This window comes from Actinokineospora spheciospongiae (assembly GCF_000564855.1).
GTDB classification, from domain to species: domain Bacteria; phylum Actinomycetota; class Actinomycetes; order Mycobacteriales; family Pseudonocardiaceae; genus Actinokineospora; species Actinokineospora spheciospongiae.
Genome location: NZ_AYXG01000004.1, coordinates 69,634 through 81,762, shown reverse-complemented (window position 1 = coordinate 81,762; position 12,129 = coordinate 69,634). Strand labels below are relative to the sequence as shown.

General features: G+C 72.5%; 9 protein-coding genes. 4 read left to right on the top strand and 5 right to left on the bottom strand.

The genetic code is table 11. From position 1 onward, the window contains the following. Positions 1-24 precede the first annotated feature (24 nt). The 5 genes from UO65_RS00525 to UO65_RS00505 all read right to left on the bottom strand — a co-directional run bounded on the left by UO65_RS00525 (position 25) and on the right by UO65_RS00505 (position 6,942). Positions 25-1,959, bottom strand: coding sequence for a VirB4 family type IV secretion system protein (locus tag UO65_RS00525; RefSeq protein ID WP_035277647.1), 1,935 nt, complete (start codon positions 1,957-1,959; stop codon positions 25-27). Continuing rightward, positions 1,959-3,155, bottom strand: a complete 1,197-nt coding sequence (locus UO65_RS00520) for a PrgI family protein (protein ID WP_035277645.1) — start codon at positions 3,153-3,155, stop codon at positions 1,959-1,961. The genes UO65_RS00525 and UO65_RS00520 overlap by 1 nt, the downstream gene beginning before the upstream one ends. Then, complete coding sequence (locus tag UO65_RS00515) at positions 3,152-5,332, bottom strand: hypothetical protein (protein WP_200873264.1); 2,181 nt, start codon at positions 5,330-5,332, stop codon at positions 3,152-3,154. The genes UO65_RS00520 and UO65_RS00515 overlap by 4 nt, the downstream gene beginning before the upstream one ends. A gap of 120 nt (positions 5,333-5,452) precedes the next feature. Then, positions 5,453-5,959, bottom strand: coding sequence for a pilin (locus UO65_RS38800; RefSeq protein WP_324608946.1), 507 nt, complete (start codon positions 5,957-5,959; stop codon positions 5,453-5,455). Continuing rightward, positions 5,950-6,942, bottom strand: a complete 993-nt coding sequence (locus UO65_RS00505) for a hypothetical protein (protein ID WP_084175186.1) — start codon at positions 6,940-6,942, stop codon at positions 5,950-5,952. Before UO65_RS00505 ends, UO65_RS38800 begins: the two co-directional genes overlap by 10 nt. A gap of 621 nt (positions 6,943-7,563) precedes the next feature. Between UO65_RS00505 and UO65_RS00500 the strand changes: the two genes are divergently transcribed. The 4 genes from UO65_RS00500 to UO65_RS00480 are packed head-to-tail and all read left to right on the top strand — an operon-like array spanning position 7,564 to position 12,084. Further along, positions 7,564-8,634, top strand: coding sequence for a hypothetical protein (locus UO65_RS00500; RefSeq protein ID WP_035277642.1), 1,071 nt, complete (start codon positions 7,564-7,566; stop codon positions 8,632-8,634). Next, complete coding sequence (locus tag UO65_RS00495; RefSeq protein WP_052020317.1) at positions 8,631-9,815, top strand: DNA methyltransferase; 1,185 nt, start codon at positions 8,631-8,633, stop codon at positions 9,813-9,815. The genes UO65_RS00500 and UO65_RS00495 overlap by 4 nt, the downstream gene beginning before the upstream one ends. Then, complete coding sequence (locus UO65_RS32890) at positions 9,812-11,140, top strand: DNA cytosine methyltransferase (protein ID WP_084175185.1); 1,329 nt, start codon at positions 9,812-9,814, stop codon at positions 11,138-11,140. Before UO65_RS00495 ends, UO65_RS32890 begins: the two co-directional genes overlap by 4 nt. Then, a complete protein-coding gene (locus UO65_RS00480; protein WP_035277640.1) occupies positions 11,137-12,084 on the top strand; it encodes a hypothetical protein in 948 nt (315 codons plus the stop codon). The genes UO65_RS32890 and UO65_RS00480 overlap by 4 nt, the downstream gene beginning before the upstream one ends. Positions 12,085-12,129: the final 45 nt, after the last annotated feature.

The following is a 12,129-nucleotide window of genomic DNA, read 5'->3' as shown; positions in this document are numbered from 1 at the left end:
TGCGCGGGCGCGCGACGCGATGGGTCAGGCGGCGTCGAGGTGGATCTGGTCATCGGAGTCGAACTCGTCACCATCGACACCCTCGGTGAGGTCGCCGCTGTCGAAACCCAGGTCGACGAACGCGGCGTCGTCACCGGTCTCGGCGGTGTCGGTGTAGGTGGCGAGTTCAGCCGGGTCGCTGGTGACCAGGTGGTGCTCAGTCGGGGAGGCGACGCTCTGGAACGCCACCCGCTGCGTGCCCGCCGACAGCAGCCCTTGCCCTCGGTCGGCGGAGAGCAGGAACGCCCGCTCGCCTGCGGACAGGTCGAACACGCGGGTGATCTCGTCGATGGCCTGCGAGGCCTGGCGCAACAGGATCTGGGTGGCCGCGTTCGCCACGACCGCCTTGCCCAGATCGCTACTGAGGAAGTCAGGGGTGTCCTGGCTGGCCACGGTCAAACCACCCCAGTGCTTGCGGGACGCCTTGGCCATGCGGAACAGGAACTCCGCGCCGGCCTTGTCCTTCATCAGCAGCCACGCCTCGTCCACCACGACCAGCCGCGGGCGGCGGATGGCCGGGTTGGACACCCGCCGCCACACCGCGTCCAAGGTCAGCAGCGTCCCAATCGCCTTCAGTTCATCGGGCAGGTCCCGGAGGCTGAACACGACCAGGTGCCCTTCGGGGTTGACGCTGCTGGGCCCGTCGAAGAGTTGCTTGAAGGCGCCCTCGACGAACGGGTGCAGCCGCGCCGCCAACTCGGCGGCGGCCCGGTCGCCGGCCTGCCCGGCGTCCGCGAGCCGGTCGCGCAGAACGCGCAGAGTCGGCGATGGCCTCGTCCAGGTGCGGGCGTCGGCGGTGATGCCCACGGACTGGTACGTCGCCGCGATGGCCCGGTCCAACGCCGCTCGCCCGGCGGCATCGGGTTCGCCGCCGATGAGGACGGCGATGACGGTGTGCAGGAACAGGCTGCGGCGCACGAGTGCGTCCTTCGGGGCGGTGCGACGACCATCGGGACGGGTGTGGATCGGCAGGTCGAACGGGTTGAGCCGCACCCCCGCGGCGCCGAGGTGGACGTAGACCCCGCCCACCGCGGCGGCCAGGCGGGCGTATTCGTCCTCGGGATCGATGACGGCGACCTCGATGCCCCGGTACAGCGACCGCAGCAACTCCAGCTTCACCAGATACGACTTGCCCGCACCGGAGCGGCCCAGGATGACCGAGTTGTGGTTGTGCATTCCCTTGCCGAAGCGGTCCCAGTGCACCAGCCCCTGGGAGCCGATGTTGTAGCCGTAGAGGACCCCCGACGGGGCGGCCACACTGGTCGGGTCGGGAGCGGGCAGGTCCGGGCTGGTGAAGGGGAACGCCGCCGCCAGGGCGCTGGTGTCGAAGGTGCGCCTCATGCCGATGAGGTCCAAGCCCATCGGCAGCGTCGACACCCAACCCTGCAGTGACCGGTAGGTGGTGTGTTTGGCGTCGAGCAACAACGACGCGCACAACCCCCGCAGCGCGGCCACTTCGTCGGCGAGGGTCTTCTCGGTGGCGGCGTGGATGGTCAGGTACAGCCCGACCCGGAACAGTTTGCCCTCCCCCCGGGCCACCCGGGAGGACAGATCGTAGGCGTCCTCGGTGGCGGCCTCGACGTGCGGGTCGAACAACCGGCCGTGCTCGGCGGTGTGCCGTCGCCCGGCCTCCAGCTTCGCCAGCTGCTTCTTGAGCCGGGAGGCGGCAGTGGCCGGGTCGATGGGCTCGATGTGCACCGAGACGTCCAAGCGGCCGGGGTAGGTCAGCAGCGGCGCGAGCCACCCGGGGTGCACCTCGCGCGGGAAGCCGACCACGGCGAAGGAGGCGACCCACTCGCCGCCCACCTCCAAGTGCCGGGCGGCCACCGACAGAGCATCGGGGGTGAACGCCGCGGCAGCTGAGGACGCCGAGGCGGCTGGGCGGTGGTTGCCGCGGGTTTTGCGTGTGCGGGTGGCCATCAGGATCGCGCCCTCTCCTCGTCGTCGTAGTCGTCCTCGTAGTCCCAGTCGTCGAAGTCCTCATCCCCTCCAGGCGACGGAGTGGTGGAGAACGTGGTGTCGGTGGGGTAGTCGTCTTCGGACGGGTGTGGGCCGGTGGTGGTGATGACCTCCTCCGCCCCGGCCAGCCCCGCGGACGGGGGCAGCAGGCTGTCGGGGTTGCACGCCGAGGCCAGCACCCCCGTGGCCTGCCCGGCATCAAGCGGGGTGATCACGATCCCGGCCGGAGCCAGCAGCTCGATCGCCTCGCCGAGGCGGCGCACCAGGCGCGACTCCGCGGCCCGCCGGATCCCGGCGTCGACCTGTCCGGTCTGGGTGCGGCGCTTGCCCGCCATCCAGGCGAGCACCGCCAACGGGCCGGGCCCACCGAGGCCGTCGGTCGGTGCCGCCGCGGCGCGGGGTTCGCGCAGCACGAGCAGCACCTGGCGGCGCAGCAGGTCAGACTGGGCGCCGAGGTGGGCCAGATAGTCGGCGTGCTCGACCGCGGCGGCCTCCAGCGCCGGGTGCGGCAACCCACCGGCGCGCTCACGCAACTCGGCGATCTGGCCCGACAGGTCGAGGCGCTCGGTGCGCACCAGCACCTGCACCGGTGCGGTCAACGAATGCAGGTACCGGCCGAACGAGGCGACCAGTGCCTCCTGCTCGTTCGCGGTCCGCAGCGCGAAGTTCACCGTGGAGGCGACCGCGACAACCGCCAGGCCGTCGCCGCCCAGGTCGATGACCCCGGTCTCGGTGACAGCCTCGGCGGGCAGCCGCAGCGCCGAGGGCGAGACCTGCTCCGGTTGCCCTACCCGGCCCCTGCCGCCCGCGCCTGCGGTCTGTTCGCCGCCTGGGGTCAGCCACACCGGGGCCGGGCGCACCCCCTCGGGTGCGGCGACGCGGTGACGTGGGGCGAGGCGCTGGCGAATCGCGGCGACGAGCAGCGCGTCCATCGGCACGCCGTCGCGGCGGCCCAGGGCGAGCATCGCCGCACCCGCACCGACGGGGGCTGCGAAGGCCAGGAACACCGGCAGCGGCAGGAACGCGCGGGTGGCGAGCCAGGCCAGGTAGAGCATCGCCCCGGCGGCGGTGAGGATGCCCAGTTGACGTGCGGTCAACGGGCCGAGCACCCGGTCGGCCATGTCCACATCAGCCGGGATACGCACAGGCGCGGTCATGAGGACTTACCTCCAGGCTTGGGTTTCCGTGGTGACCGCCGCGGCGGCGGTGGTGGCGGTGGTGGAGCGGAGGCCGGTGTCGGCGGCGCCTTGGGTGGTGTGGGCAGGTCCAGTGGCAGCCGCAGTTGCCGTCCCGTGCGCGGGACGGACGGCAGCGGTGCCGCGGGCGGCGGGACGGGGGTGGGCTTGGGTGGCGGTACTCGTCGCACCCCGTCCAGCGGCAGCGGGTATTGCCCGTCGCGGGTTGCACGGTTGCCTTGGTAGGAGTCGAATGGCAACTCCGGCTGGACCACCCGGCGTCCGCGCGGGCGCGGTGCTGCGGGCGGTGACGGAGCGGTCGGGGGCGGCATCCGGCGCACGCCGTCCAACGGCAGCGGGTATTGCCCGGTCCGGGTCGCCCGGTTGCCTTGGTAGGGGTCGAACGGCAACTGCGGCTGCCTGCCCTTGCGTGCCGGGCGTCGGGCACCGGTCTCGGCGGCGGGCGAGGCCGGTGGCGGTGTGGTGCGCTGCACGTCCAGGGGCAGCTGATACTGCCCGTCGCGGCCGAGGACCGGCTTGTTCTCCGGCCAGTCCTCCCTCAACGGCAACGCCAACTGGCGGCCCTGCCGCGCCGAGGACTTCGGGGACGGAGCAGACTTCGGCTTCGGTGCGGGGCGGGCGCGGCGCACCCCGGGCAGCGGCAACACGTACTGCCCGCCTGCGGCGGTGCGCGGGCTCGCGTACGGGTCCGACGACCCCCCGCCGGGACGCCCGCCTCCACCTCGACCACCACCAGGCGGACGAGGCTTGGAGCCCTTACCGCCGCCTCGGCCACCGAGCAGCCCGAAAGTTTTGTAGGCGACGAAGGCGCGCACCATCGATCCGATCACGCCTCGGCTGCCCCCGCCCCAGATCGAGGACAGCATCCAGGAGGGGATCTTGAACAGGATGTAGACCAGTGCGAGGGCGACGAGCAGGTTGGTCGACCCGGATGTGGTCGGGCCGAAGAGGGCGAACCCGCCGGGGGTCAGGAATACCTTGATCGCGGTGATCAGCGTCAGCGATTGGCCGAGTTGGATGCCCAGGCAGGCGCCGTAGGCTTTCCACCACCAGTAGGCGATGCCCTCGGTCTGCGGCAGGGCGTGGAACATCAACGCCACCGGGGCACCGGCGATCAGGACGATGGTCAGTGCCACCCGCACCATGTAGGTCAGCAGCAGGGCGATGAGCATCCCGGCCAGGACGAGGCCCGTGAAGACGATCCAGAGGCCGCCGTGGACCGACCCGAGCACGAGTTCGCGCAGGGCCCGCCCGGCGGTGCTCACATCGACACCACCACCCATGATGGCCGCGACGAGGGCGTTGGCGATCTCGATGCCCGTACCCGCCACCCACAACGACAATGCCCCGGCCAGGAACCCGAACACCAGGCGCGGGGCGAGTTCCTTGACCGAGTGTCGGGTCTGGACACTCTGATACCCCATGGCGATGATCCCGGCGATGAGCACGAGCAGCCCATAGCAGACGAGCAGGATCTGCCAGGAGTTGTCCCACAACTCCCCCAGCCGCGGCAGCGCCCCCGGTACCGGGGTGGTCAACAACGTCGCCGACAGCAAGTCCAGCAACGGGTTGAGCGCCTCGATGACGAAGCCCCGGAAGAAGGTGTCGATGGCCTCGGTGACGCACGCCCCGATGTCGGTGATCCCGCACTCGTCCTGCGGCTCCTCGCCCTGGTCGGGTGCCCCGGTTCCGGGGCCGGTCGGCGGCGGGGTGGTGGCGCCGGGCTGCGGGAGACAGCCCACACCGGAACACGGTGTCGACGGCACCGGCAGGGCCGTGGTGCCGGTCGGCGCACATGGCTGCAACGGCAGGCTCGGGTCGCACGGCGGCAGCGTCGGGACCACGGTGGGCAGCGGCACCCCGTTCACCGGGGGCGTGGTGGGCGGGGTGGGCGGGGTGCAGACCGGCAGCGGCGTCCCAGGGGCGCACGGGCCAGGGTCCACGGTCGGCAGCGGTGGCTGCGCCGCGGCGGCGGACACGGCAGGCGAACCCGCGCCGGAGCCTAGAGCCGCGGCGGTGAGGGCCCCGCCCAGCACGACGAGCACGCTCGCCGCCAACGCCGCCAGCACCCGACCGCGGGCAACACCTCGCACCACCCGGCGGGCTCGGTGGGGGCTCGCCGTCGGGGGCGCGAGCATCTTCCGATGGTCCGCCGACGCCGCATCGCCCTGCGTTGATGTCGGCCCGGAGGACACCGCGTCGAGGCCCGCGCCTGCCGGTGGGCGGGACGTGATGGGGCTGATTGAGGGGGTCATCGTTCAGGCCCCCACGATGCCCTTGAGCACGGTGACGACCAGCGGCGCCAGGGCGGCCAGGGCGTAGCCGATCCCGGCGGCTTTGAACGCCTCCTTGGACTTCTCCTGTTCGCCGGGGTCTCCGCCGCCGAAGACCCGGCGCACGCCGCCGATGGTGAGGAACACCGTGGCGAGGGTGGCCAGGATGCCCATGAGCCAGTTGCGGATGTTGTTGAGGACTTCCTCCACGCTGCCGGCGAGCGCGAGGACCGTGGTGTCGGCGTGCGCGGTGGAGGCGCACAGCACGGGCACGAGGACGGCCACGCCCGTGAGCACCGCGATCGCGCGCAGGGCGCTGCCGCTGCGGCTCGCCGAGACGGTGGAGGTCGCGGGGATGGTGTTCGGCTCTGCGGTGCGGGGGTCGGTTCGGCGGGCTGCCGTGCGCGACGCGTTGGCGTGCCCGCGGTGAAGCAGGTGGCTGTGGGCGCGGCGGTCGGGCCGGTGGTGGGTGGGTGAGTGGGTCAGGCGCATCGGGGCACCTCCGCGGTCGTGCTCGACGGCCGCCGGGATGTCCCGGTGGGATGGTCGGGCGAGGTGGTGGACGCGGGGGTCGGCGTAGGGGTCGGTGCCGTTGCCTCGCGATCCTCGACTCCGTTTTCGGGGGTCTTTTTCCAGTGGCGATGCCGAACCGTGACCAACGTTTCCCCGTCGCCCTTGCTCACCGTGGGTGACAGCCGGGCGGGTCGAGGTGGGGTGTCGGCGGCGGCGGTGATGGTTGTGGAGTGCACCGCGCGGATCTCCACGTCGCGGTCGCGGCGGTCGGCGGGGTCGTCGTGCGGTGCCTGTTCGGTGAGCCAGGCGAGCAGGCGTGCCTCGGCGTGGCTGCGGGCCCAGTGCAGGGTGGTGACACCGACGCCGCGCTGGGCCGCGGCGGCGGTGAGGGTGCGGTCTTCGAGTCGGGTGGAGCCGATCAGTTCGGCTTCTTCGCCGGTGATCGCACCGGCGGCGACGGCGCGGGCGAGGACGAAGTCCGGGTGCCCCCACGGCGGTGCCGGTTTGCGGCCGTGGAAGTCCTCGTCGGAGGGCACTGGGCGGGCCAGTGCATCGCGGATGAACAGGTGTCCCGCGCGCAGTGCCGCGCAGCGCAGCCGCCACATCACCCACGGCTTGCCCAGGTCCATGCCCGCCAACTCGGCCAGGAACTCGGTGAGGATCGCGCCGTGGACGTCGCGGTGGTCGTCGGCGAAGCGCGCGCACAGGCCCGCGGCGATGGCGAACAGGGCGGGCAGCGCGAGCCCGACGCAGGCCACGGTCCAGGCGTCGCCCTCGTCGCGGGAGCGGGTGACCAGGTGCACCCACACCGAGTCCACCGTCGGCATCGGAAGGTCGGCGCTCAGCAGCAGGGCGCGCAGCTCGTCGAGGGGCACCCGCCGCCGGGGCAGGCCGGGGAAGTGACGGCCCTCGATCGACAGCGGGCGCGGTCCGGTGACCAACCACTCGAACGCCGCCCGCACGGAATCCAACGGCAGCGAATCGACATCGAAAGACGTGTTACTGGAAAGGGAATCCGAGGCCATGTCGGCTCCTTGTCCGGTCAGAGGAAACAACGACTGGACAAGGAAGACCGATCACCTCCACCGCAACGCCACGACACCGCATCCGCGCCGCCTCCCCAGCGCCACCGACATCTGTGGATGATCAACCCGGGCGCCACGGAGATCGTTCGCGGTCGGGTGCGATGCCCGCCACGGTGACCGGCCGAGATCACCTGTTGAGCGACGGCCACAGTGGTTCACCTGCTGTGACGGTGTGCCGATGGCGCCCCGGTGGCGGTGTGGTGGCGCCGGCCGAGTGGCCGCGGGACGCGGTTCGGTGCCGGGCGCACCTCACTCGCCGCCCTGTTGCCGGACATCGTCGGAACCGTTCGGTGAGGGCACCCCTTGTCGGTGCGGGCCATGTTCCGCGCGAGTGGACGCGCGAGCCTTGTCCCGGTGTTTTCCCATCACGGGCCCACGAAAATCGTTGATAAAGATTGGATAACAGGACTGGAAAAGTGGGTCGTTTTTCGGAGTCGGGGGGTGTCCGAGAGCGCCCCCGTCACGGGGCGCATCCCACCGGGTTCCTGTGAGGATTCCATGCCCCAGTCCGAGCACTCCGCCTCCCGCGGACCGAAGCGGCGCGGCGATGCCACCCGCCCGGCGAGCACCCGATCCGGTGCCCGCCGCGGCGGGGACCGCCGCCCCTATCCGACCGCGGCGGCCACCACCCGCATCAGCCCGGCCAAGCCCGATCCGGCGGGCACCGGCTCCCGGTCGCGCGGGTCGGCCACGACGCCCACCCCGGCCACGGTCTGGACCGCCGGTCCGGTTCCGATCGACCTGCACACCCCGTGGCCGACACCGATCATCACCACGGTCGTCGGCTCGTTCAGCGAGCCCGGCGCACGCGTCGCGCTCCTGCCCTGGCCGGTCTCCCCTGCCCGCCCGCGGCTCGCCCTGGTCGACTCGGGCGGGGTGATCGACCGTTCCCCGGTGACCGGTCCGGACGACGAACTCGCCGCCGCGCTCGCCACCGTCGCCAGCCTCGACCGGACCGCGCGCGTGGTGCGCGTCGCGGTCGATCCGACCGCCCTCGGCGCTCGCGTGCGGTCGTCGCGGGTCGACCTCGTCGACGATGGCGAGCACCCGCCATTCACAGGCTTCCCGCAGGCGCACCTGGGTGTCGACGACGGTGTCCTCGACCCGGGTGAGGACGCACCGGCGGACACGGACCTGGTCATCACCAGTCTGCGTTCCGAGGACGGCGACGAGCGGTCCGCAGACCTGCTGGCCGCAGTCGCGGCCCGGCTGCTGCGGGTCGGCGGGATCCTCGTCGTACTCACCCACTGTGACTGGACCTCGGGTGAGCTGATCGACCCGACCGGGGCGGTGGTGGCCTCGGCGCAGAACGCCGACCTGCTCTACCTGCAGCACATCGTCGCCCTACACGCCCCCGTCCACGGCGGCCGGTTCACCACCGAACCGCCCACCGCCCCCGACGACACCGAGGCCGAGGACCGGGCCCGGCACCGGGCGGTTGTGCGCGGGCTGCCCGCCCCGCACCAGCGCATCCACTCCGACGTCCTCGTCTTCGCCCAGCCGCACGAGCACGAGCCGCCTCGCCCCGCCCCGGCCGAGCAGGCGGACGAGAGCGGAGTCATCCGATGAGCCGCGCCCGGGTTCCCGGCCCCACCCACCCCGGACACCACCGCCAGGAAGGCACCCCCGTGGCCGACGACCGCACCCCGCTCTCCCCCGTGCCCGACCCCGGTCCGGGGCCCGTCGACGGGCCCACCCGGCGCATCCCGCGCGCCGTCATCGACCACCTCGACACCACCACCGCCGTCCTGCCCGCGGGCACGGTCGAGGACACGACGGGGGGTTCGGTGGGGGACGTGGCGGTGTCGGTGTGGACGACCGCGCAACGTGCCCCGGTGTCCCAGCGCAAGGGCCGCTACGTGCCCGGCTCGACCGCGCACCCGGCCAAGATGCTCCCGGCCGTCGCCGCTCATGCCATCGCCCACTACACCCGCCCCGGGGACCTGGTGCTCGACCCGATGTGCGGGATCGGCACCACCCTCGTCGAAGCCCTGCACGCCGGGCGGCGTGCGGTCGGGGTCGAGTACGAACCGCACTGGGTCGACGTCGCCCGCGCCAACCTCGCCCTCGCCCACGACACCGGAGCAACCCATGAGGGCCGGGTGTTCCACGGGGACGCCCGCAGGCTCTCCTCGTTGCTGCCGGCGGAGTACTACGGGCAGGCGGCGCTGGTGGTCACCTCACCCCCGTACGGGCCCTCCACGCACGGGCAGGTGTCGGTCGCCCCCGGGGCGGGGGTGCAGAAATACCACCACCTCTACGGCAACACCCTCGACCGCGGCAACCTCGCCAACATCGGCCACCACCGACTGCTGACCGGGTTCACCCGCATCCTCGCCGGACTCACCGGCTACCTGCGGCCGGGCGGGCACATCGCCATCACCATCCGCCCCTGGCGCGAACACGCCGAACTGATCGACCTGCCCTCGCAGATCCTCACCTGCGGCCTGCACGCCGGTCTGATCCCCATCGAACGCAACGTCGCGCTCCTCGCCCGCGCCGCGGACACCGACCTCGTCGCCCGCGGGTCGTTCTTCCAACGCGACTTCATCCGCAAACAGCGCGAAGCCGGGCTGCCCCTGCACCTGATCGCCCACGAGGACGTGCTCATCTTCCGCACCCCTCTGCGCCGCACCGCCACCTCGGACACCGCGACCGACCGCCGGCAGGCGCACCGCCCCCGCGACCGAGCGCGACACACCGCAGACCCCAGCGGCAGGCCGAGTGCGCCGGAGAGTCGGGCGGCATGAACACCCGAGCGCACACCGCACCGCGCCGGTCCGGGTGCGCCCGCGTCCCCGCCGCCGCCACGGCGGCGGGGGCGGGGCCGGCCACGGCACCAGCGTCGCCGTTCACCGACAGCCGGGAGCCGATTGTCGGGTCGCTGTGCACCGGGCACGGTGGCCTCGACCTCGGTGTGCTCGCCGCGCTCGGCGAGGGCCGCGTCGCCTGGTGCGCCGACCCCGACCCGCACATCACCACCATCCTCACCGCCCGGATGCCCGCCGTCCCCAACCTCGGGGACCTGCGGCACATCGACTGGGCGAGCCTGACCCCGGTCGATGTGCTCGTCGCCGGGTTCCCGTGTCAGGACATCTCCGCCGCGGGCACCCGGGCGGGCATCGAGAAAGGGGCCCGCAGTGGGTTGTGGTCCGACATCGTGGCGGGCCTTCGCCTTCTACGACCCGCACTCGTCGTCGTGGAGAACGTCGCCGCCCTCCGCTGGCGCAACGGCGGGTTGCACCGTGTACTCGGCGACCTGGCCGAAGCGGGGTATGACGCGGCATGGCGTAGCGTCCGCGCCGCCGACATCGGCGCCGCCCACCGCCGCGAACGCGTGTTCCTCCTCGCCTGGCCGCGCCCACCCCACACAGGTCGAGGACACGGGAACAGCGTCATCGAGGACCGCACCCGACGACTCGTCGAACAGTGTCTGCGCCGCCGAGCCGAGCAGCGGCCCGCCGCTGCCCGACCGGCTCCGGCTGCTGCCGACGCCGACAGCCTCCGACGCGAAGAACTGCACGCACCGAACCCAGGCCGGTGGGTCGTCACTGCCGGACACGGTGCGACTGCTGCCGACACCGCGGGCCACCGACGGCACGAAGGGCTGCCCGGCGCAGCGAGGGTCCAAGGGCGACCTGATGCTGCCCTCCGCGGTCATCAGCCTGTTCACCCCACCACCGGACGCGCCGGACGGCGCCACCTCGCAGCGGTTCCCGGACCGGTCGTCGAGCCGGTCGGCCCGCCGCCCGCGGGGCCGGTGAACTGGGGCCCGTATGAGGCCGCGGTCCGCCGCTGGGAGGCGGTGCTCGGGCGCCCGGCGCCGTACCCGACCCAGCCCGGTAACCACGGTCGCCCCGTGCTCGCCCCCGCCTTCGTCGAGCACCTCATGGGCCTACCGAGCGGGTGGGTCACCGACCTCCCCCTGCCCCGCACCGCGCAACTGCGGGCGTTGGGCAACGGCGTTCTCCCCCAGCAAGCGGCCCACGCGGTGTCGCTGCTGCTGACCGACCTCGACGCACTCATCCACACCGACCACCAGCCCCGCACCGGGCAGGAAAGGGCAGCGGCATGAGCACACCAACTTCGACCGCGCCCGACACCGGGCCCGCGCTGCGGCTGCTGTCCCTGGGTGCCGGAGTGCAGAGCACCACGGTCCTGCTGCTGGCCTGTGAAGGCGAGATCCCCCCGTTCGACGTGGCCCTGTTCGCCGACACCGGCTGGGAACCCCGCGCGGTCTACGCCAACCTCCGGCGCCTGGCCATCCACGCTGGCAAGCGAGGCATCCCGGTGCGGCAGGTCTCCGCCGGGGACATCCGCGCCGACGCCCTCGACCCCCGCCACCGGTTCGTGTCCATGCCGCTGCACACCCTCAACCCCGACGGGTCACGCGGGCTCGCCCGCCGCCAATGCACCAAGGAGTACAAGCTCGTCCCGTTGAAGAAGGCCGCCCGGGAGCTGCTGGGGTATCCGCACCCGCGGCGGGTGCCGCGCGGGGTGTACGCCGAGCAGGCCATCGGCATCAGCACCGACGAGTTCACCCGCGCCAAGGACTCCGGTCTGCGGTTCCTGCGCAACACCTTCCCCCTGATCGACCTCGGCTTCGACCGCACCCGGTGCGTGGACTACCTCACTGAACGCGGATTCGGCGCGACGGTGAAGTCAGCTTGCGTGGGGTGTCCGTTCCACGGCAACGCCGGGTGGCGGTGGATCCGCGACCACGACCCACTCGGGTGGGCCGAAGCGATCGAGTTCGACCGGGCCATCCGCCACGGCTACCCGCGCGCCACCACCCAGGGACAGCAGTTGCGCGGGCAGTACTTCCTGCACCGCTCCTGCGTCCCACTCGACCAGGTCGACCTCGACGCGCCCACGAGAACCAAGAAGCACCTGCGGCTGATCACCGCCGAAGCGGCACTTGGCGCGGACACCGAGGAGGACGGCGACCCGGACGGCTGCTCGCCGTGGTCGTGCCGCTCCGGTGAACCGGTACCCGGCTCCGGGAAGCGTGCGGCGTGAGCACCGCGACCACGACGACGCAGGCCCCTATTGCAGCGTCCACGC

Bases quoted from the DNA above. Each gene is read 5' to 3' on its own strand.
- UO65_RS00525 (WP_035277647.1), bottom strand. From the start codon at position 1,959: ATGGCCACCCGCACACGCAAAACCCGCGGCAACCACCGCCCAGCCGCC.
- UO65_RS00520 (WP_035277645.1), bottom strand. From the start codon at position 3,155: ATGACCGCGCCTGTGCGTATCCCGGCTGATGTGGACATGGCCGACCGG.
- UO65_RS00515 (WP_200873264.1), bottom strand. From the start codon at position 5,332: ATGCTCGCGCCCCCGACGGCGAGCCCCCACCGAGCCCGCCGGGTGGTG.
- UO65_RS38800 (WP_324608946.1), bottom strand. From the start codon at position 5,959: ATGCGCCTGACCCACTCACCCACCCACCACCGGCCCGACCGCCGCGCC.
- UO65_RS00500 (WP_035277642.1), top strand. From the start codon at position 7,564: ATGCCCCAGTCCGAGCACTCCGCCTCCCGCGGACCGAAGCGGCGCGGC.
- UO65_RS00495 (WP_052020317.1), top strand. From the start codon at position 8,631: ATGAGCCGCGCCCGGGTTCCCGGCCCCACCCACCCCGGACACCACCGC.
- UO65_RS32890 (WP_084175185.1), top strand. From the start codon at position 9,812: ATGAACACCCGAGCGCACACCGCACCGCGCCGGTCCGGGTGCGCCCGC.
- UO65_RS00480 (WP_035277640.1), top strand. From the start codon at position 11,137: ATGAGCACACCAACTTCGACCGCGCCCGACACCGGGCCCGCGCTGCGG.